General features: G+C 63.8%; 19 protein-coding genes. 10 read left to right on the plus strand and 9 right to left on the minus strand.

Annotation, left to right across the window (positions count from 1 at the left end; all coding sequences use genetic code 11):
• The first annotated feature begins 10 nt into the window (after positions 1-10).
• The 3 genes from LRS11_RS03975 to LRS11_RS03985 are packed head-to-tail and all read left to right on the plus strand — an operon-like array spanning position 11 to position 3,070.
• Positions 11-742, plus strand: a complete 732-nt coding sequence (locus LRS11_RS03975; RefSeq protein ID WP_260495620.1) for an amino acid ABC transporter ATP-binding protein — start codon at positions 11-13, stop codon at positions 740-742.
• Positions 742-1,464: a class II aldolase/adducin family protein gene (locus LRS11_RS03980; RefSeq protein ID WP_260495621.1), complete on the plus strand. Its 723-nt coding sequence runs from the start codon at positions 742-744 to the stop codon at positions 1,462-1,464. The genes LRS11_RS03975 and LRS11_RS03980 overlap by 1 nt, the downstream gene beginning before the upstream one ends.
• 4 nt (positions 1,465-1,468) lie before the next feature.
• The gene (locus tag LRS11_RS03985; protein ID WP_260495622.1) at positions 1,469-3,070 is read left to right on the plus strand and encodes a 5-guanidino-2-oxopentanoate decarboxylase; all 1,602 of its coding nucleotides are present in this window, start codon (positions 1,469-1,471) and stop codon (positions 3,068-3,070) included.
• A 133-nt stretch (positions 3,071-3,203) separates the two neighbouring features.
• Here LRS11_RS03985 and rpiA read toward each other — a convergent pair whose 3' ends face one another.
• On the minus strand, positions 3,204-3,875 hold the full coding sequence (rpiA, locus tag LRS11_RS03990) for a ribose-5-phosphate isomerase RpiA (protein WP_260495623.1): 672 nt from the start codon (positions 3,873-3,875) through the stop codon (positions 3,204-3,206).
• A 144-nt stretch (positions 3,876-4,019) separates the two neighbouring features.
• Here rpiA and ilvA point away from each other — a divergent pair, with 144 nt between their 5' ends.
• The 4 genes from ilvA to LRS11_RS04010 are packed head-to-tail and all read left to right on the plus strand — an operon-like array spanning position 4,020 to position 7,773.
• The gene (ilvA, locus tag LRS11_RS03995) at positions 4,020-5,567 is read left to right on the plus strand and encodes a threonine ammonia-lyase, biosynthetic (protein WP_260496856.1); all 1,548 of its coding nucleotides are present in this window, start codon (positions 4,020-4,022) and stop codon (positions 5,565-5,567) included.
• 30 nt (positions 5,568-5,597) lie between these two features.
• A complete protein-coding gene (locus LRS11_RS04000) occupies positions 5,598-6,038 on the plus strand; it encodes a DUF2269 domain-containing protein (protein ID WP_260495624.1) in 441 nt (146 codons plus the stop codon).
• Positions 6,038-7,309: an SDR family oxidoreductase gene (locus LRS11_RS04005; RefSeq protein ID WP_260495625.1), complete on the plus strand. Its 1,272-nt coding sequence runs from the start codon at positions 6,038-6,040 to the stop codon at positions 7,307-7,309. The genes LRS11_RS04000 and LRS11_RS04005 overlap by 1 nt, the downstream gene beginning before the upstream one ends.
• Entirely contained in the window at positions 7,306-7,773 is a 468-nt protein-coding gene (locus tag LRS11_RS04010; RefSeq protein WP_260495626.1) for a DUF2269 family protein, read from the plus strand. Before LRS11_RS04005 ends, LRS11_RS04010 begins: the two co-directional genes overlap by 4 nt.
• Before the next feature lie 66 nt (positions 7,774-7,839).
• Here the strand turns inward: LRS11_RS04010 and LRS11_RS04015 are convergent, their stop codons facing one another.
• Positions 7,840-8,493, minus strand: a complete 654-nt coding sequence (locus LRS11_RS04015; protein WP_260495627.1) for an HAD family hydrolase — start codon at positions 8,491-8,493, stop codon at positions 7,840-7,842.
• A gap of 145 nt (positions 8,494-8,638) precedes the next feature.
• Between LRS11_RS04015 and LRS11_RS04020 the strand changes: the two genes are divergently transcribed.
• The 3 genes from LRS11_RS04020 to LRS11_RS04030 are packed head-to-tail and all read left to right on the plus strand — an operon-like array spanning position 8,639 to position 12,829.
• Positions 8,639-9,118, plus strand: a complete 480-nt coding sequence (locus tag LRS11_RS04020; protein WP_173211207.1) for an RNA pyrophosphohydrolase — start codon at positions 8,639-8,641, stop codon at positions 9,116-9,118.
• An 11-nt stretch (positions 9,119-9,129) separates the two neighbouring features.
• A complete protein-coding gene (gene ptsP, locus LRS11_RS04025) occupies positions 9,130-11,409 on the plus strand; it encodes a phosphoenolpyruvate--protein phosphotransferase (RefSeq protein WP_260495628.1) in 2,280 nt (759 codons plus the stop codon).
• Positions 11,410-11,437: 28 nt separating this feature from the next.
• A complete protein-coding gene (locus LRS11_RS04030) occupies positions 11,438-12,829 on the plus strand; it encodes an FAD-binding protein (protein ID WP_260495629.1) in 1,392 nt (463 codons plus the stop codon).
• 57 nt (positions 12,830-12,886) lie between these two features.
• On the opposite strand, the gene LRS11_RS04035 is transcribed toward LRS11_RS04030, so the two are convergent.
• From LRS11_RS04035 to LRS11_RS04065, 7 genes are all read right to left on the minus strand, one after another.
• Positions 12,887-13,684, minus strand: coding sequence for a hypothetical protein (locus tag LRS11_RS04035; RefSeq protein ID WP_260495630.1), 798 nt, complete (start codon positions 13,682-13,684; stop codon positions 12,887-12,889).
• A gap of 405 nt (positions 13,685-14,089) precedes the next feature.
• The gene (locus LRS11_RS04040) at positions 14,090-14,953 is read right to left on the minus strand and encodes an ABC transporter permease subunit (RefSeq protein WP_260495631.1); all 864 of its coding nucleotides are present in this window, start codon (positions 14,951-14,953) and stop codon (positions 14,090-14,092) included.
• Entirely contained in the window at positions 14,950-15,831 is an 882-nt protein-coding gene (locus LRS11_RS04045) for an ABC transporter permease subunit (RefSeq protein WP_173211749.1), read from the minus strand. The genes LRS11_RS04040 and LRS11_RS04045 overlap by 4 nt, the downstream gene beginning before the upstream one ends.
• Positions 15,832-15,854: 23 nt before the next feature.
• Positions 15,855-17,009 carry a polyamine ABC transporter ATP-binding protein gene (potA, locus tag LRS11_RS04050; protein WP_260495632.1) on the minus strand — a complete coding sequence of 385 codons (1,155 nt, stop codon included), beginning with the start codon at positions 17,007-17,009 and terminating at the stop codon, positions 15,855-15,857.
• Positions 17,010-17,061: 52 nt separating this feature from the next.
• Positions 17,062-18,156 (minus strand): polyamine ABC transporter substrate-binding protein, encoded by a 1,095-nt coding sequence (locus LRS11_RS04055; RefSeq protein WP_260495633.1) that lies wholly within the window; start codon positions 18,154-18,156, stop codon positions 17,062-17,064.
• Positions 18,157-18,384: 228 nt separating this feature from the next.
• Positions 18,385-19,485, minus strand: coding sequence for an extracellular solute-binding protein (locus LRS11_RS04060; protein WP_260495634.1), 1,101 nt, complete (start codon positions 19,483-19,485; stop codon positions 18,385-18,387).
• Between the two features lie 120 nt (positions 19,486-19,605).
• Entirely contained in the window at positions 19,606-20,979 is a 1,374-nt protein-coding gene (locus LRS11_RS04065) for an aspartate aminotransferase family protein (protein ID WP_260496857.1), read from the minus strand.
• Positions 20,980-21,006: the final 27 nt, after the last annotated feature.

Below are 21,006 nucleotides of genomic sequence, written 5' to 3' on the forward strand. Positions count from 1 at the left end.
GGAGCCCGTCATGAGCGAAATCATCCGTCTGCACAACGTCGGCAAGCGCTACGACAGCTTCCAGGTGCTGCAGGGCATCGACCTCTCCGTCGAACAGGGCGAGAAGATCGTCATCTGCGGGCCTTCGGGTTCCGGCAAGTCGACCCTGATCCGCTGCATCAACCGCCTCAACCCGCACGACACCGGCAGCATCACAGTCGAAGGCCAGGACGTCTCGACCAAGGCCGGTGGCGACCACGTGCGCCGCGAAGTGGGCATGGTGTTTCAGAACTTCAACCTGTTCCCGCACCTGACCGTGCTGGACAACTGCACCCTGGCGCCGATGAAGGTGCGCGGCCTGTCGCGCAAGGCGGCCGAAGAGCTGGCGATGAAGTACCTGAGCCGCGTGCATATCGGCATCCAGGCGCACAAGAAACCCGGCCAGCTCTCCGGCGGCCAGCAGCAGCGGGTGGCCATCGCCCGTGCGCTGTGCATGAGCCCCAAGGTGATGCTGTTCGACGAGCCGACCTCGGCGCTCGACCCGGAAATGGTCGGTGAAGTGCTGGAAGTGATGACCGAGCTGGCCCAGGACGGCATGACCATGCTCTGCGTAACCCACGAGATGGGCTTTGCGCGCAAGGTCGCCGACCGCGTGGTGTTCATGGACGCCGGGCAGATAGTCGAGACCGCCAGCCCCGCCGAGTTCTTCGACAATCCGCAGCACCCGCGCAGCCGCGCCTTCCTGTCGCAGATCCGTCACTGATGGACATGCCCAGCGAAGCCATACTGCGCCGCGACCTGGCGGCGGCCTACCGCCTGGCCGCGCTGTTCGGCTGGGACGACACCATTTACACGCACTTCTCGCTGCGCCTGCCGGGTGTCGCCCCGCGCTTCCTGATCAACCCCTTCGGCCTGCTGTTCGAGGAAGTGCGCGCCAGCGACCTGATCGTGGTCGACATGGAAGGCCGCGTGCTGGAAGGCGAGGCCGACTACAACATCGCCGGCTTCACCATCCACAGCGCCGTGCACATGGCCCGTGGCGATGCCCACTGCGTGCTGCACACCCACACCCTGGCGGGCATGGCGGTGGCCGCGACGGACAACGGCCTGGCCCAGCTCAACCAGATCAGCGCCGAGTTCCACCGCCGCGTCGGCTACCACGGCTACGAAGGCATCGCCCTCGATCTGGGCGAGCGCGAACGCCTGGTCGCTTCGCTGGGCGACAACATTGCGCTGATCCTGCGGCACCACGGCCTGCTCAGCGTCGGCGCCAGCGTCGCCGATGCCTTCTACGTGATGTACTACCTGAACAAGGCCTGCGAGATCCAGCTGGCCGCCGCTACGCTCGACGGCGTGCGCGAGATGCCGGAAGCCCTCAGCCAGCACGCCTGCGGCCAGTTCCAGGGCTGTGAATGGCAGCGCCCGCTGCTGTGGCAGGCCTGGCTGCGCAAACTCGACCGCCTCGACCCCAGCTACAAGGACTGATGCCATGACCACCTGCGGCGAATTTCTCGTCAAACAACTGCAAGCCTGGGGCGTCGACACGGTGTTCGGCATCCCCGGCGTGCACACCGTGGAGCTGTACCGCGGCCTGCCCGGCAGCCAGATCCGCCATATCACCCCGCGCCACGAGCAGGGTGCCGGCTTTATGGCCGACGGTTACGCTCGCGTATCCGGCAAGCCGGGCGTGTGCTTCATCATCACCGGCCCGGGCATGACCAATATCCTCACCGCCATGGGCCAGGCCTACGCCGACTCGATCCCCATGCTGGTGATCTCCAGTGTCAACGAGCGCGCCCGCCTCGGCCACGGCAACGGCTACCTGCACGAGCTGCCCAACCAGAGCGCGATGGTCGCCGGCGTGTCCGCCTTCAGCCACACCCTGATGAGCGTCGAGGAGCTGCCGGCCGTGCTGGCCCGCGCCTTCGCCGTGTTCGAGGGCGAACGCCCGCGGCCGGTGCATATCGAGCTGCCGCTGGACATCATCACCGCCGACGCCAGCCACATGCGCGTGCAGCCCAAGCCGCGCCAGGCCCGCCCGGCGCCCAATCGCAGCCTGCTGCGCGAAGCCGCCGGCCTGCTCAAGGGCGCCCAGCACCCGCTGCTGCTGCTCGGTGGTGGCTGCGTCGAGGCCCAGGCCGAGGCCCGCGCCCTGGCTGCCGCGCTGGACGCACCGACCGCGCTGACCATCAACGCCAAGGGCCTGCTGCCGCCGGGTCATCCGCTGCTACTGGGCAGCAACCAGGCGCTGGTACCGGTGCGCGAACTGGCGCTGCAGGCCGACGTGGTGCTGGCGATCGGCACCGAACTGGGCGAGACCGATTACGACGTGGTGTTCGACGGCAATTTCAAATTGCCAGGGCGGCTGATCCGCATCGATATCGACCCGCAGCAGCTGCACCGCAACTTCCCCGCGACCCTGGCCATCCAGGGCGACGCGCGCCTGGCCATGCGCATGCTGCTGGCCGAGCTGCAACCGGGCGAGCTGCGCGCCAACAGCCCCGGCGCACAGCGCACCGCCGCCGTGCAGGCGCAGCTGGCCGAAGGCTTCAGCGGCTGGACGCACTACCGCGCGCTGTTCGACGCGGTGCTGCAGGTGTTGCCGGAGGCGCGCTTTGTCGGCGACTCGACGCAGACCGTGTACAGCGGCAACCACCTGGTCGAACTGGACGGCGCGCGGCGCTGGTTCAATGCCTCCACCGGCTACGGCACCCTCGGCTACGGCCTGCCGGCAGCGCTCGGCGCCAAGCTGGCCGAGCCAGCGCGCCCGGTGATCAGCCTGATGGGCGACGGCGGCATCCAGTTCACCCTGCCCGAACTGGCCAGCGCGGTGGAGGCCGGCATCGGCATCGTCGTGCTGCTGTGGAACAACTCGGGCTATGGCGAGATCAAGCGCTACATGGAACGGCGCGACATCACCCCGATCGGCGTGGATATCTACACCCCGGACTTCCTCGCCATCGCCCGCGGCTTCGGCTGCGCGGCGGAACGGGCGCGCGACCTGACGCATCTCAAGCAACTGCTAAAAGATGCGCCCAGCGATCGCCCGCTGATCATCGAGGTGCTGGAAGCGCCACCCTTCGCCCCCTGAAACGCAAAACCCGGCCTAGGCCGGGTTTTTCTTGGGCAACGGAAAGAGGTTTCAGGCCGTAGCCCGGACTTCAGTCCGGGACTGTCGGCAGCACGCGCCCCGGACTGAAGTCCGGGCTACAGGCTCGCCAGGCTCAAGCCTTGAGCGTCTTCACGCCATCCGGGGTGCCGAGCAGCAGCAGGTCGGCCGGGCGCGCGGCGAACAAGCCGTTGGTGACCACGCCGACGATGGCGTTGATCTCGCGCTCCAGGGTCACCGGATCGACGATGCTCATATTGAACACGTCGAGAATGATGTTGCCGTTGTCGGTCAGCACGCCCTCGCGGTACACCGGGTCGCCGCCCAGCTTGACCAGCTGGCGCGCCACATGGCTACGGGCCATGGGGATGACTTCCACCGGCAGCGGGAAGGCGCCGAGCACCGGCACCAGCTTGCTGGCGTCGGCGATGCAGATGAAGGTCTTGGCCACCGCCGCGACGATTTTCTCGCGGGTCAGCGCGGCACCGCCGCCCTTGATTAGGTTGAGGTGTTCGTCGCTCTCGTCGGCGCCGTCGATGTAGAACTCCAGCTCGCTGACGCTGTTCAGGTCGTACACCGGGATGCCATGGCCCTTGAGGCGCGCGGCGGTGGCTTCGGAGCTGGCCACGGCGCCGTCGAAGGCCATCTTGTGCTGGGCCAAGGCGTCGATGAAGCAGTTGGCGGTGGAGCCGGTGCCGACGCCGATCACGCTCTTGCTGTCGAGAAAGGGAAGGATATGGTCGACGGCGGCCTGGGCCACGGCCTGCTTGAGCTGATCCTGGGTCATCACGGGGTCTGCGCCTGGGGAATACGGGAAGGGGCGAATTATAGCCTCGTCACTCCCGCCGGCGGCTGCGTTTTATCGCCACGCCCTACTGTTCTGGGCTTTGCGCCGGTGGCCGCCGGTCGGAGCGCTGGGGTAGACTCCGGAATCCGTGAAAAGCCCGCCAGTGAAGCCGTGATGCTCGAACAGTACGTCAAGAAGATCCTCACCTCGCGCGTCTATGACGTCGCCGTGGAAACCCCGCTGCAACCTGCCCGCCAGCTTTCCGAGCGCACCGGCAACCAGATTCTGCTCAAGCGCGAAGATCTGCAGCCGGTGTACTCGTTCAAGATTCGTGGCGCCTACAACAAGCTGGCGCACCTCACGGCCGAGCAGCTGGCCTGTGGCGTGGTCACCGCCTCGGCCGGCAACCACGCCCAGGGCCTGGCCCTGGCCGCCAAGCACATGGGGGTCAAGGCCACCATCGTGATGCCCAAGACCACCCCGGAGATCAAGGTCAATGGCGTGCGCTCGCGTGGCGGCAAGGTGGTGCTGCACGGCGACAGCTTCCCCGAGGCCCTGGCCTATTCGCTGAAGCTGGTGGAAGAAAAGGGCTACGTCTATGTGCACCCCTATGACGACCCGGATACCATCGCCGGCCAGGGCACCGTGGCCATGGAGATCCTCCGTCAGCAGCCGGGCCAGCTGGACGCCATCTTCGTCCCGGTCGGTGGCGGCGGGCTGATCGCCGGCATCGCCGCCTACGTCAAATACCTGCGCCCGGATATCCGCGTGATCGGCGTCGAGCCGGACGACTCCAACTGCCTGCAGGCGGCGATGGCCGCCGGCTCGCGTGTGGTGCTGCCGAGCGTCGGGCTGTTCGCCGATGGCGTGGCGGTGGCGCAGATCGGCCAGCACACCTTCGATGTGTGCAAGGACTATGTCGACGAGGTGATCACCGTCAGCACCGACGAGATCTGCGCGGCGATCAAGGACATCTACGACGACACCCGCTCGATCACCGAACCGGCCGGCGCCCTCAGCGTCGCCGGGATCAAGAAGTACGTCGAGCGCGAAGGCTGCACGAATCAGGTACTGGTCGGCATCGACTCGGGCGCCAACGTCAACTTCGATCGCCTGCGCCACGTGGCCGAACGCGCCGAGCTGGGCGAAAAGCGCGAGGCGATCATCGCGGTGACCATCCCCGAGCAGCCGGGCAGCTTCAAGACCTTCTGCGAGGCAATCGGCAAACGCCAGATCACCGAGTTCAACTACCGCTACCACAGCGACGGCGAGGCGCACATCTTCGTCGGCGTGCAGACCCACCCGGAGAGCGACCCGCGCGCGGCCCTGGTGCAGGGCCTGCGCGACCAGGGCTTCCCGGTGCTGGACCTGACCGACAACGAACTGGCCAAGCTGCATATCCGCCACATGGTCGGTGGCCACGCGGCTGCGGTGCCGGACGAATGCGTGTTCCGCTTCGAGTTCCCGGAGCGTCCGGGGGCGCTGTTCAACTTCCTCAACAAGCTCGGCGGGCGCTGGAACATCAGCATGTTCCACTACCGCAACCACGGCGCCGCCGACGGCCGCGTACTGGCCGCCCTGCAAGTGCCGGTGAGCGAACGCCCGCTGATCCCGGCCACCCTGGACGCCATCGGCTACCCCTACTGGGACGAGAGCGACAACCCGGCCTACAAGCTGTTCCTCGGCAAATAACTCGAATAACGCGAATACAGGACATCCGTGATGGAACACTACCAGCTGCTGAAATACGCCCACCTGATTCCGGCCGTGCTGATCCTGGCCGGCTTCATTGCCCACTGCTTCATGCTGTGGAAAGCCCACAAGGGCGGCGATGCCGCCGTGCTGACGCGCAAGCTGCGCGTTACCCGCCTGTACAGCCTGCCGGCCCTCGGCGTGCTGGCCCTGAGCCTGCCAATCAGCGGCTGGTGGCTGGTGCACACGGTCGGCCTGCCGCTGGGCGCCAGCTGGCTGCTGTACAGCGCCATCCTGTTCGCCCTGCTGATGCTGTTCGGTCTGCTTCTGCACGGCCGCCTGGGCGCCTGGCAGGCGGCAGTCGGCGGCGCAGTGCCGGTCAAGCTGCTGCGTTTCGTCATCGCCTATGGCGTGCTGATGCTGGTCCTGCTGCTGGCGATCTTCGCCCTGATGGGGGCCAAGCCGGCCTGATGCGCATTCTGCTGGTAGGCGCCACCGGCTTTATCGGGCGCCATCTGCTCGATGCCCTGATTCAAGCAGGGCACCAGATCGTGGCGACCAGCCGACAGGTTGTCGAACGACCGCTACCCGGCGTCGAATGGCAACGCCTGGATCTGCGCGAGCTGGCTGACGAGCCGACGAGCTTCACCTGGCCACCCGCTATCGACTTGCTGATCAATGCCGCTGGCGAACTGTCCAGCGACCTGGCCGGCATGTGCCGGTTGCAGACCGCAGGCACGTGCGCCCTGTACGATCTGGCCAGCCAGCATGGCGCGCGCGTGCTGCAGATTTCTGCCCTCGGTGCAGGCACGCAGGCCGATGTACCTTTCCTCGCCAGCAAGGCACGAGCCGACGACTATCTGCTGCAACTCGGTCAATCCTCCGTGGTGCTGCGCCCGTCGCTGGTCCTGGGCCCAGGTGGAACCAGCAGTGCCTGGTTACAACGCCTGTCACCCTGGCCAGTGATACCTCTGCTGGACAACCGCGCGCAGCTGCAGCCGTTACATGTCGATGACCTCTGCAGCGCCGTGCTGGCGCTGCTGCGTAACTGGCCCGTGCAGTCGAGCGTGCTACCGCTGGTTGGCCCGCAGGCCATGACCCAGGGACAATTGCTCGACCAGTTAAGGCACGCCCAGGGTTGGCCAGCCGCACATTACTGGGCAGTGCCGGCAGCACTGTCCCAACTGGGCGCCGCTCTCGGCGAGCGCATGGGCTGGGCGGCGCTGAACCCACAGACCTGGCGCCTGGCGCAACGTGACAACCTGGCCAGTGGCGATGCCCTGACCAGTATCTGCGGCTTCCGCTGCGCGCCGCTGAGCAGTCGCCTGCACGACTGGCCACAGGCGGCACAGAGCTGCGCCATGGCCTTGCAACCCCTGGTGCTGGCAGTGTTGTTGCTGATCTGGCTGGGTACTGCGTTGGTGTGCCTAGGCCCCGGTTTCGACTGGGGTCTGCGCATCATGGCCGAAGCGGGTATCACCGGCTGGCCAGGCAAGCTGGCCGTCATCGGCGGGGCCCTGCTCGACGCCGCCCTGGGTTTCGGCCTACTGCTGCGACGCTGGCGGCAGCCCATACTGCGAGCCCAGATCGGGCTGATGCTGGCATACAGTCTGATCATCAGCCTGTGGTTACCGCACTACTGGTTTGACCCTTATATGGCCGTCGGCAAGAACTTCGCCGTGCTACTGCTCAGTCTCTGGCTGCTGTGGCTGTCCCCTTCACCTGACAAGAGACACGGATGAGCCTGTACCTGCTGCTCAAGACCCTGCATATCCTCTCCGCCACCCTGCTGTTTGGCACCGGCCTGGGCTCGGCCTACTACGCCCTGCGCGCCTGGCGCAGCGGTGAGTTGCCGGTGATTGCCACGACCTTCCGCCACCTGGTCACCGCCGACTGGCTGTTTATTGCCACCAGCGCGGTGTTCCAGCCACTCAGCGGCCTGGCCCTGGCGAAGATCGCGGGCTGGCCGCTGAGCCAGTTCTGGTTGCTGTGGAGCGCGGGCTTGTTCGTGTTCGCCGGGCTGTGCTGGCTGCCGGTGCTGTGGCTGCAGATCCGTGTACGCAACCTGGCGACCCAGGCCCTGCGCGACGGCACGCCACTACCGGAACTGGCCAACCGCTACATGCGCATCTGGTTCGTGCTGGGCTGGCCGGCGTTCCTGGCCTTTATCGCGATCTTCTGGCTGATGGTGGCCAAGCCGCTGTGATGGCGTAGGGCGGGTAAAAACCGCGTAACCATCTACGCGGGTTTCACCCGCCCTACAGGACACTCTTCAACGCAGCGAGAGCACCGACCAGCCGCGCTCACTGGCGATGGCGCGCAGGGTGTCGTCCGGGTCCACCGCTACCGGATGGGCCACCTGCTCCAGCAGCGGCAGGTCGTTGCGCGAGTCGCTGTAGAAATAGCTGTCGTCGAGGCTATGCCCGGTCTCTTGCAACCACTCGCCGAGGCGCACCACCTTGCCGCCCTGGTAACAGGGAACTCCGGTGATCTGCCCGCTGTAGCGGCCATCCTGCATGCCGCACTCGGTGGCCAGCAGGGTGTCGACGCCCAGGCGCGCGGCGATCGGCGCGGTGACGAAGCGGTTGGTGGCGGTGATGATCACCAGCTTGTCGCCGGCGGCGCGGTGCTGCGCCAGCAGCGCTTCACCCTTGGCCAGGATAATCGGCTCGATCACCTCACGCATGAATTCGGCGTGCCACTGCGCCAGTTGCGCCATGTCGGTACGGCCGAGAATCGCCTGACTGAAGTTCTGGTAGGCCACCACATCCAGCTTGCCGGCGCAGTAGTCGGCATAGAAGGCATCGTTGCGCGCCTGGTACGCCACGGCGTCGACCAGGCCGCGCTGGCAGAGGAATTCACCCCAGCTGTGGTCGCTGTCGCCGGCAAGCAGGGTGTTGTCGAGGTCGAAAAGGGCAAGGCGCACGTCGTTTCACCTGAATCTGGATAGCCGAAAAGGGCGCCAGAATAGCCGCTTTTGCCTCCAGTGCCCATTCGCCGAGCCGCGCGTTTGCTGCGCCCGCGGCCTTTGTGGAACAATGCGGAAACATGCGTTTGTAAGGTGTTATGTCGTGATCGATTCCGATGGTTTTCGCCCTAATGTCGGCATCATTCTGACCAACGATGTTGGCCAGGTGCTCTGGGCACGGCGGATCAACCAGGATGCCTGGCAGTTCCCGCAAGGCGGGATCAATCCGCAGGAGTCGCCGGAGCAGGCGCTGTACCGGGAACTGAATGAAGAAGTCGGTCTCGAAGAGCAGGATGTGAAGATTCTCGCCTGCACCCGGGGCTGGTTGCGTTATCGTCTACCGCAGCGTCTGGTGCGCACGCACAGCCAGCCGCTGTGCATTGGCCAGAAGCAAAAGTGGTTTCTCCTGCGCCTAACCGGCGACGAGAACCGGGTGCGTATGGATCTGACCGGCAAGCCGGAGTTCGACGGCTGGCGCTGGGTCAGCTACTGGTACCCGCTGGGTCAGGTGGTCACGTTCAAGCGCGAAGTCTATCGTCGCGCCCTCAAGGAATTAGCCCCGCGCCTGCTGGCGCGCGACTGACGGAAGCAAGCATGCTCAACACGCTGCGCAAGATCGTTCAGGAAGTGAACGCCGCCAAGGATCTCAAGGCGGCGCTGACGATTATTGTGCAGCGGGTGAAAGAGGCCATGGGCAGTCAGGTCTGCTCGGTCTACCTGCTCGACCCGGAGTCCAACCGCTTTGTGCTGATGGCCACCGAAGGCCTCAACAAGCGCTCCATCGGCAAGGTCAGCATGGCGCCCAATGAGGGCCTGGTCGGCCTGGTCGGCACCCGCGAGGAGCCGCTCAACCTCGAAAATGCCGCCGATCACCCACGCTATCGCTACTTCGCCGAGACCGGCGAGGAACGCTACGCCTCCTTCCTCGGCGCACCGATCATCCACCACCGCCGGGTGATGGGCGTGCTGGTGGTGCAGCAAAAGGAGCGCCGCCAGTTCGACGAGGGCGAGGAAGCCTTCCTGGTGACCATGAGCGCCCAGCTCGCCGGGGTTATCGCCCATGCCGAGGCCACCGGCTCGATCCGTGGCCTGGGCAAGCAGGGCAAGGGCATCCAGGAAGCGCGCTTCGTCGGTGTGCCGGGGGCGCCGGGCGCCGCCGTGGGTACCGCGGTGGTGGTGCTGCCGCCGGCCGACCTGGACGTGGTGCCGGACAAGGCCGTCGCTGACATCGAGGCCGAGCTCAAGCTGTTCAACAATGCCCTGGTCGGCGTGCGTGCCGACATGCATGCGCTGTCGGCCAAGCTCGCCACCCAGCTGCGCAAGGAAGAACGCGCGCTGTTCGATGTCTACCTGATGATGCTCGAAGACGCCGCCCTCGGCAGCGAAGTGACCACCATCATCAAGACCGGCCAGTGGGCCCAGGGCGCCCTGCGCCAGGTGGTCAACGAGCACGTCAACCGTTTCGAGCTGATGGACGACGCCTACCTGCGCGAGCGCGCCGCCGACGTACGCGACCTCGGCCGGCGCCTGCTCGCCTACCTGCAGGAAGAGCGCAAGCAGAGCCTGGTGTACCAGGACAACACCATTCTGGTCAGCGAGGAGCTGTCGCCGGCGATGCTCGGCGAAGTGCCGGAAGGCAAGCTGGTCGGCCTGATCTCGGTACAGGGCTCGGGCAACTCGCACGTCGCCATCCTCGCCCGCGCCATGGGTATTCCCACGGTCATGGGCGTGGTCGACCTGCCCTACTCCAAGGTCGACGGCATCCAGCTGATCGTCGACGGCTACCACGGCGAAGTCTTCACCAACCCCAGCGAACTGCTACGCAAGCAGTACGCCGAAGTGGTCGAGGAAGAACGCCAGCTGGCCCAGGGCCTGGATGCCCTCCGCGAACTGCCGTGCGAAACCCTCGACGGCCAGCGCATGCCGCTGTGGGTCAACACCGGTCTGCTGGCCGATGTGAAACGCGCCCAGGAGCGCGGCGCCGAAGGCGTCGGCCTGTACCGCACGGAAGTGCCGTTCATGAATGGCGAGCGCTTCCCCAGCGAGAAGGAACAGCTGGCCACCTACCGCGAGCAGCTGGCCGCCTTCCATCCGCTGCCGGTGACCATGCGCACTCTGGATATCGGCGGCGACAAGGCGCTGAGCTACTTCCCGATCAAGGAAGACAACCCCTTCCTCGGCTGGCGCGGCATCCGCATCACCCTCGACCACCCGGAAATCTTCCTGGTCCAGGTGCGCGCCATGCTCAAGGCCAGCGAGGGCCTGAACAACCTGCGCATCCTGCTGCCGATGATTTCCGGCATCCAGGAGCTGGAAGAGGCCCTGCACCTGATCCACCGCGCCTGGGGCGAAGTGCGTGACGAAGGTGTTGATGTCCCGCTGCCTCCAGTCGGCGTGATGATCGAGATTCCTGCCGCGGTCTACCAGGTGCGCGATCTGGCGCGCCAGGTCGACTTCCTCTCGGTGGGTTCGAATGACCTGACCCAGTACCTGCTGGCCGTGGACCGCAACAACCCGCGGGTCGCCGACCTCTACGACTTCCTCCACCCGGCGGTGCTGCATGCGCTGAAACTGGTAGTCGACGGCGCCCATGCCGAAGGCAAGCCGGTGAGCATCTGCGGCGAGATGGCCGGCGATCCGGCGTCTGCCGTGCTGCTGCTGGCGATGGGCTTCGACAGCCTGTCGATGAACGCCACCAACCTGCCGAAAGTGAAATGGCTGCTGCGCCAGGTCAGCATGAGCAAGGCCAGCGAGATCCTCGACCAACTGCTGCGCATGGACAACCCACAGGTGATCCACAGCACCCTGCACCTGGCTCTGCGCAACCTCGGCCTGGGTCGGGTGATCAATCCGGCGGCGACCATCCAGAGCTGATCCGCCGCGCTCCGAACAAGGACAGTTCATGCGCACTCTGTTGTTGTGCCTGGCACTCGCCGCACTGCCGGCCAGCGCCGGCGAAATCGTCAATGACGTCACCGGTCTCAATCCGATCGAGGTCGAGCGCGTGCTCGCCCCCACCGAACTGCAGCAGATCATCGACGCGGTGCGCCAGCACGCCGGCCCCATCAGCATCGCTGGCGGGCGCTACAGCATGGGCGGACAGACGGCCAGCGCCGGCGCGCTGCAGCTGGACATGCGCGACTTCGACGAGGTGCTGACGTTCTCCGCCGAACGCCGGGAAATTCGCGTACAGACCGGTATCAGCTGGCGCGAGATCCTCGAGTACATCGACCCGTACGACTTGTCGCCGCAGATCATGCAGTCCTACGCCAACTTCAGCGTCGGCGGCTCGCTGTCGGTCAACGTGCATGGCCGCTACGTCGGCGAAGGGCCGCTGGTGGGCTCGGTGCGCGCCCTGCGCCTGGTACTGGCCGACGGCAGCCTGGTCGAGGCCACGCCGAGCCACAACCGCGAGCTGTTCTATGGCGCCATCGGCGGCTATGGCGGCCTCGGCGTGATAGTCGAGGCCACCCTCGGCCTGGCCGAAAACAGCCGCATCGCCCGCGAGAGCCGAGTCATGCCGCTGGCCGAGTACCGTCCCTGGTTCCAGCGCGAAGTGCAGGGCCAGGCGGATCTGGTGCTGCACAACGGCATTCTTTACCCGGACGATTTCGACACGGTGCGTGCGGTGTCCTACCGGCACAGCGAGCAGCCGCTGAGCGAGACTGCGCGCCTGACGCCAAGCGACCGCAGCTATCGCCTGCAGCAGACCGCTATCCGCCTGAGCAGCAGCGGCGAGGCCGGAATCAAGCTGCGCGAAGCAGCCATCGACCCGCTGCTGTTTCGCGGCGCCAAGGTGCAGTGGCGCAACCACGAGGCCAGCCTGGATGTGCGCGAGCTGCAGCCGCTTTCCGGGGCGGACTTCAGCTATGTGCTGCAGGAGTACTTCGTGCCGCCGGCGCAGCTGGAGCGCTTCGTCGGCGAGCTGGCGCGGCTGACCGACGAGCACCAGGCCAACCTGCTCAATGTCTCGATCCGCCACGCCAAGGCCGACCCCGGCACCCTGCTGGCCTGGGCCCCGGAGGAAGTCTTCGCCCTGGTGCTGTACTACCGCCAGGGCACCTCCACTGCAGAACGCGAACGCGCCGCCGCCTGGACCCGCGCCCTGATCGACGCCGCCCTGGCCTGCGGCGGGCGCTACTACCTGCCCTACCAGATCCACGCCAGCCGCGAGCAATTCCTTGCCGCCTACCCGCGCGCGCCCGAGTTCTTTGCCCTCAAGCAGCGATTTGATCCCGGCTACAAGTTCCGCAATGCACTGTGGGATGCCTACTACCCAGCCACCAGACCCTGAACACCGCATGCAGAAAAGCAAAAGGGCCACCGAAGTGACCCTTTTGCACTGTTACCGCTAGCGGTTACTGACGCATTGATACAGCTGAGCACGCGCTGCCAAGCCATCGGTCCAATCGATATCTGCAACAGCACGCCCACCCATCTCAACGATGAAATGCTCAACATCCAGCATCGTGTTCAGCGCCGCTTCAATGTTCGGCACTGTCAGGGCGATCGCACCGGCCGGAATACTCGGTACCGAAAAATTCAACGCGTTCACCGGCTGCGGTTGATACTTCGACTGTTTAAGCGTCACCGCTACAGTTTGCGTGTTCGATGGCCTAGGAATATCTGCGCTCCAGAAGATCAGCATACCGCCCTGATAGGCTTTTCCGGGACCGACAATACTGACCGCGCCACCATCCTTGTTCCACATGGCAACGCAATTTTCTCCGGGTGCCGAATCCTTCTTACCCTGAAAGATTTTCCATTCACCCTGCTTGTAGCGCTGGTATTGCGGATCCGCTTCCAGCTTTTGCAGGTTTGCTTCGGCTTCCAGCATTTGCTTTTGGACTTCTGCGTTTCTGGCCGCCTGCTCATTGATGGCGATGCTCATGGCGTCGTAACTGGGCGGGCCGGGATCGGCAAAAATATTGCAGCCGTCACATCTATAGCCAGCATACCCACCGCCAGCGCTATCAGCCCCTCCACCGGTTTCCACACACAGAGGAACAGCGGCAATTCCATGCGAACCACCACCAACGCCGATTTGCTGTTCACCAGGCCCAGGGCCACCCGGGCACGGATAGTTCGCCAATGCTGGTTGCGCGATCAAACCAACCGCGGCAAACACAAAAAATACAAAAAATTTCATCGTCTATTTAAGATTCCATTCATTTTGAGGGGCTGTTGCAGGAGCTGAGTGCAACAGGGTTATTCAATTGAAGCGGGTGCAGCATGCTGCCAGGGCCTCCTGCATCCCTTGAAGAATAATCAAAGGGAACGATTTATTTATCGGAAAGCCATCAACTAAAAAATCAATCTGCCCCCTTTCCCCGACGAGCTGGCGCGGCTGACCGACGAACACCAAGCCCAGCTGATCAATATCTCCATCCGCTATGCCAAGGCCGCCCCCGGCACCCTGCTGGCCTGGATCCCGGTTACAAGTTCCGCAAACGGCTGTGGGATGCCTACTACCCGGTTACCCCCGCTGAGCAGCTAAACCCAGAAAAGCAAAAGGGCCACCGAAGTGACCCTTTTGCAGTATTGCCGGCGAGACTCAGGCGGCTTTGGCCGACCAGGTTTCGCTGGTGGTTTCTTCCATGGCCTGCTGGATCGCACGCTTGCGCTTTTCCTCGGCGCGGCGGGCGAAGTACCAGGCGAAGAAGGTGAAGATCGACACGGTCAGCAGGATCAGGCTGGCCACCGCGTTGATTTCCGGCTTCACGCCCAGGCGCACGGCGGAGAACACTTCCATCGGCAGGGTGGTCGACCCCGGGCCGGAGACGAAGCTGGCCAGTACCAGGTCGTCCAGCGACAAGGCGAAGGACATCATGCCGCCCGCCGCCAGCGATGGCGCGATCATCGGGATGGTGATCAGGAAGAACACCTTCCACGGCTTGGCACCGAGGTCCATGGCCGCCTCTTCGATGGACAGGTCCAGCTCACGCAGACGCGCCGACACCACCACCGCCACATAGGCCGAGCAGAAGGTAGTGTGGGCGATCCAGATGGTCAGCACGCCACGCTCGGCCGGCCAGCCGATCAGTTGGGCCATCGCCACGAACAGCAGCAACAGCGACAGACCGGTGATCACTTCCGGCATCACCAGCGGTGCGGTGACCAGGCCACCGAACAGGGTGCGGCCCTTGAAGCGGGTGACCCGGGTCAGCACGAAGGCCGCCACAGTGCCCAGCGCCACCGCGGCGATCGCCGTGTAGCAGGCGATCTCCAGGGAGCGCATCACCGAGCCCATCAACTGGTTGTTGTCGAGCAGGCCGGCATACCACTTCAGCGACCAGCCGCCCCACACCGTCACCAGCTTGGAGGCGTTGAAGGAGTAGATGACCATGATCAGCATGGGCAGGTAGATGAAGGCCAGGCCGGCCCAGAGCATGAAGTTGGAGAAGCTGAAGCGTTTCATGCGCGGCCCTCCATCTCTTTAGCTTGGTTACGGTTGAACAGAATAATGGGCACGATCAGGATCGCCAGCATGACCACTGCCAGGGCGGACGCCACCGGCCAGTCGCGGTTATTGAAGAATTCCTGCCACAACACCTTGCCGATCATCAGGGTCTCCGGGCCGCCGAGCAGCTCGGGAATGACGAACTCGCCGACCACCGGGATGAACACCAGCATGCTGCCGGCGACGATGCCGTTCTTCGACAGTGGCACGGTGATCTTCCAGAAGCTGTTGAAGGTGCTCGAACCCAGGTCCGAGGCCGCTTCCAGCAGGCTGTGGTCGTGCTTCACCAGGTTGGCGTAGAGCGGCAGGATCATGAACGGCAGGTACGAATAGACCACGCCGATATACACCGCCAGGTTGGTGTTAAGGATCTGCAGCGGCTCGTTGATGACCCCGAGCATTTGCAGGAAGCCATTGAGCAGGCCGTTGTTGCTGAGAATGCCCATCCAGGCATAGACGCGGATCAGGATCGCGGTCCAGGTCGGCATCATGATCAGCAGCAGCAGGGTGGTCTGCATTTCCTTGCTGGCGCGAGCGATGGCATAGGCCATCGGATAGCCGATCAGCAGGCAGAGTAGCGTGCTGATGGTGGCCATCTTCAGCGAGCCCAGGTAGGCCGCCAGGTACAGTTCATCCTCGCTGAGGAAGATGTAGTTACCCAGGTTGAGCACGATCTGCAGCTGGTTTTCCGCCCAGCTGTAGATTTCCGTGTAGGGCGGAATGGCCACGTCGGCTTCGGCGAAGCTGATCTTCAGAACGATGAAGAACGGCAGCAGGAAGAACAGGAACAGCCAGAGAAACGGCACGCCGATCACGACATGCCGCCCTCTGGGCAGATAGCGTTTCAGTTTGCCGATTTTCATGATTGCAGTACCACGCCGCTGTCGTCTTCCCAATACACCACCACGGCGTCGTCCCAGGTCGGACGCTTGCCGCGGCGCTCGGCGTTGGCGATGAAGCACTGCACGATCTGCCCGGAGGTCAGTTTGACGTGGTACACCGAGTGGCCGCCGAGGTAGGCGATGTCATGCACGGTGCCGTTGCACCAGTTGTATTCCGGGTGCTCGTGGTCGGCCGGCAGGGTGGTCGCCATCAGCAGTTTTTCCGGACGCAGGGCGTAGCTGACCTTCTTGTCTTCGGCGCGGGTGGTCACGCCGTGGCCGATGTAGATCGGCTTGTCCAGCTGCGGGCAGTTGATGATGGCGTGGTCGGTTTCGTCGGTGGTGATCACCCCGTCGAACAGGTTGACGTTGCCGATGAACTCGCAGACCAGGCGGCTGGCCGGGGTCTCGTAGATGTCGATCGGGCTGCCGGTCTGGGCGATCCAGCCGAGGTGCATGATGGAAATGCGCTGGGCCATGGTCATGGCCTCTTCCTGGTCGTGGGTCACCATGACGCAGGTTACGCCGACCCGCTCGATGATCTCGACAAGCTCAAGCTGCATCTGCGAACGCAGCTTCTTGTCCAGCGCGCCCATCGGTTCGTCGAGCAGCAGCAGCTTGGGACGCTTGGCCAGCGAGCGGGCCAGGGCCACGCGCTGGCGCTGGCCACCGGACAGCTGATGCGGCTTGCGCCGGGCGTACTGGCTCATGTGCACCAGCTTGAGCATCTCGGCCACACGGGCGTCGATCTCGGCCTTGGGCAGGCCATCCTGCTTGAGGCCGAAGGCGATGTTCTGCGCCACGGTCATGTGCGGGAACAGCGCGTAGGACTGGAACATCATGTTGATCGGCCGCTCGTAGGGCGGCATGTCGGTGATGTCCACGCCATCGAGCAGGATGCGCCCCTCGGTCGGCCGTTCGAAACCGGCGAGCATGCGCAGCAGGGTCGACTTGCCGGAGCCGGAGCCGCCGAGCAGGGCGAAGATCTCGCCTTTGTTGATAGTCAGCGAGACGTCGTCGACGGCGATGGTTTCGTCGAACTTCTTCGTGACGCGATCGATTTTAACCAGCACTTCTTTCGGTTGCTGGTTGCCCTCGAGGGCTTTCTTGTAGGCGCTGGAGGCAACGGCCATTTGCAAAACTCCTGGAACATTGGAACCCGGCCACGCGGGCCGGGCTAAAGACTCACTTACCGGATTTGACCTTGGTCCAGCTACGGGTCATCAGGCGCTGTACTTTCGGCGGCAGCTCGGCCTGGATGAACAAATTATCCAGAACGGCCTGCGGCGGGTAAACGGACTCGTCGTTACGCACTTCCTGATCCATCAGCGCGCCGGCCTTGGGGTTGGGGTTGGCATAGCCGACATAGTCGCTGACCTTGGCAATCACCGCCGGCTCGAGCATGTAGTTGATGAAGGCGTGGGCTTCCTTGACGTTCTTCGCGTCGGCCGGGATGGCCATCATGTCGAACCACAGGTTGGAGCCTTCCTTGGGAATGCTGTAGGCGATCTGCACGCCCTTGCCGGCTTCGTCGGCACGGTCGGCGGCCTGCATGATGTCGCCCGAGTAGCCGACGGCTACGCAGATGTCACCGTTGGCCAGGTCACCGATGTACTTGGAGGAGTGGAAGTAGGTCACGTACGGGCGTACGGCCATCAGCTTCGCTTCTGCCTGCTTGTAGTCATCGGGGTTGGTGCTGCTGGCGGGCAGGCCCATGTACTTGAGCACGGCCGGGATCATTTCATCGCCGGAGTCGAGGAAGGCGACGCCACAGGCGCTGAGTTTCTTGATGTTTTCCGGCTCGAAGACGGTGGCCCAGGAATCGATTGTGTCGACGCCCAGCACAGCCTTGATCTTCTCGACGTTGTAGCCGATGCCATTGGTGCCCCACAGGTAGGGGACGGAATACTGATTGCCTGGATCGTTGGTTTCCAGCTGCTTGAGCAGCAGGGGATCGAGGTTCTGCCAGTTGGGCAGCAGCGAGCGGTCAAGCTTCTGGAACGCGCCAGCCTTGATCTGCTTGCCGAGGAAATGGTTGGACGGCACCACCAGGTCGTAACCGGAGCGGCCGGCGAGCAACTTGCCTTCCAGGGTTTCGTTGGAGTCGAACACGTCGTAGCCCGGCTCGATGCCCGTGGCGGCCTTGAAGTCGGCCAGGGTGGTCTCGCCGATGTAGTCGCTCCAGTTGTAGATATGCACGGTCGGTGCAGCCTGGGCGGCACCGGCGATGCCCAGGGCAACCGCTGCGGTGATCAGGGTTTTGCGGAAGGATACTCGCACACGTCAGTCCTCTTTATTGTTGCTATTCAGGTCGTTACGCACGACCAGGGGCTTGAAAATTGTTCTGCCAATCCCTGACAACTGTTCCCTGAAAGCTGCGGCCAATCGCCCAGCCGAACGCGCACGGAGCTGTGTGGGGCTCGTGTGTAACGGTAGACGGAAATGGCACATGAGCCTCCTGGCGGGTCTCCGGCGGGAGCACCCGCCGGAGGGTGTCGCTGTTGTTGCTTACTTGCCGGACTTGATGGTGGTCCAGCTACGAGTCATGGTGCGTTGTACCTTGGCCGGCAGATCCGGGAAGGTGTAGATCTTGGCCATGGTCGCGGCATCCGGGTAGATGCCTGGGTCGTTGCGGATCGCCTCGTCAACCAGCGGGGTAGCCGCCGCGTTGCCGTTGGGGAACTGCACGAAGTTGGTGATCTCGGCCATGATTTCCGGCTTCATCAGGAAGTTCAGGAAGGCATGGGCACCCTCGACGTTCTTCGCGTCAGTCGGTACGGCGAGCATGTCGAAGAAGCTGCCGGCACCTTCTTTCGGGATGCTGTAGAGGATGTTCACGCCGTTCTTGGCTTCTTCGGCGCGCGACTTGGACTGGTACAGGTCACCGGAGTAGCCGATGGCTACGCAGATGTTGCCGTTGGCCAGGTCGCCGATGTACTTGGAGCTGTGGAAGTAGCCGGTGGAGGAACGCACCGACATGAACAGTTCTTCGGCTTTCTTCAGCTCGCCCGCATCGGTGCTATCCGGCTTGAAGCCCAGGTAGTTGAGCGCGGCCGGGAGAATTTCGGTCGGCGAATCGAGGAAGGACACGCCACAGCCTTTGAGCTTTTCCATGTTCTCCGGCTTGAACACCAGGTCCCAGGAATCCACCGGCGGGTTGTCACCCAGGGCCGCCTTGACCTTGTCGACGTTGTAGCCGATGCCGATGGTGCCCCACATGTAGGGAATCGAGTACTGGTTGCCCGGATCGCTCGGATCCAGCGCGGTCAGCAGGTTGGTATCGAGGTTTTTCCAGTTGGGCAGCTTGGACTTGTCCAGCTTCTGGAACACGCCCGCCTTGATCTGTTTAGCCAGGAACGGGTTGGACGGTACGACGATGTCGTAACCGGAGCTGCCAGCCAGCAGCTTGGCTTCCAGCACTTCGTTACTGTCGAACACGTCGTAGACGACCTTGATGCCGGTTTCCTTGGTGAACTTGTCCAGGGTTTCCGGGGCGATGTAGTCCGACCAGTTGTAAACGTGCAATACCTTGTCGTCAGCCTGCGCCATGCCGGCCACGGCGCCTGCCAGGGTCATGGCAAGCAAAGTTTTACCGAAGGTCTTGATCATGCGGGTTAGCTCCATTGTCGTTTGAAGTATCCGGGGCTGCGTCACCTTAGCGACGCACCCTCCGGTGAGCCTGGCCTACGCACCATGCAGTCTGGCAAGGTCTGGCGTGTCGCTCAAGCCTCAGACCAATACTGCACGTGCGGTGAGATCGAGGCACTTGCGTGCTTTTTCGATCAGCTCATCGATCTCACTTTTGCTGATTACCAATGGCGGCGCGATGATCATGGTGTCGCCAACGGCGCGCATGATCAGTCCGTTCTCGAAGCAATGGGTGCGACAGATCATGCCAACACCGGTCTCGCTCGGGAAACGCTCACGGGTCTGCTTGTTCTTTGCCAATTCGATGGCGCCGAGCATGCCCACACCGCGGACTTCGCCCACCAGCGGATGATCCGCCAGCTCACGCAGACGCTTTTGCAAGTATGGTGCCGTTTCTGCTTTTACCCGCTCGATGATCTTTTCTTCGCGCAGGATGCGGATGTTTTCCAGGCCGACGGCTGCCGCCACCGGGTGCCCGGAATAGGTGAAGCCGTGGTTGAAGTCGCCACCGGCGTTGATCGTCTGGAACACCTTGTCACCGACGATCAGGCCACCCATGGGCACGTAACCGCTGGTGAGACCCTTGGCGATGGTCATCAGGTCCGGCTTGTTACCGAAGTAATCGCTACCGAACCACTCGCCGGTGCGGCCGAAGCCACAGATCACTTCGTCAGCCACGAACAGAATGTCGTACTTGGCGAGGATCTCGCGGATGCGCGGCCAGTAGGTTTCCGGCGGAATGATCACGCCGCCCGCGCCCTGGATCGGCTCGGCGATAAAGGCGGCGACATTGTCTTCGCCGACTTCGAGAATTTTCTTTTCCAGCTGATCGGCGGCCCAGATACCGAACTCGTCCGGGCTCATGTCGCCACCCTCGCCGAACCAGTACGGTTGCGGGATGTGCACGATGCCGGGGATCGGCAGGTCGCCCTGCTCATGCATGTATTTCATGCCGCCCAGACTGGCACCGGCCACGGTGGAACCGTGGTAGCCGTTGTGGCGACTGATGATGACTTTCTTGTTCGGCTGACCCTTGCACGCCCAGTAGTGGCGAACCATGCGCAGCATGGTGTCGTTGCCTTCGGAACCTGAACCGGTGAAGAACACATGGTTCATGCCTTCCGGCGCGATCGCGGCGATCGCCTTGGCCAGTTCCAGCACCGGCGGGTGCGCGGTCATAAAGAAGGTGTTGTAGAACGGCAGCTCACGCATCTGCTTGGCTGCAGCCTCGACCAGCTCTTCGCGGCCGTAACCGACGGCAACGCACCAGAGGCCGGCCATGCCGTCGAGAATCTTGTTGCCTTCGCTGTCCCAGAGGTAGACACCGTCGGCCTTGGTCACAATGCGCGGGCCCTTTTCGTGCAGCTGCTGGTAGTCGCTGAACGGCGCGAGGTGGTGCTCACGGCTCATGGCCTGCCACTCACGGGTTTTCGGGTTATTCGCTTGATTCGTCATCATTCACCTCAGGTTGCGCAATCGGCA

The organism is Pseudomonas sp. J452 (assembly GCF_024666525.1).
Taxonomy (GTDB): Bacteria; Pseudomonadota; Gammaproteobacteria; order Pseudomonadales; family Pseudomonadaceae; genus Aquipseudomonas.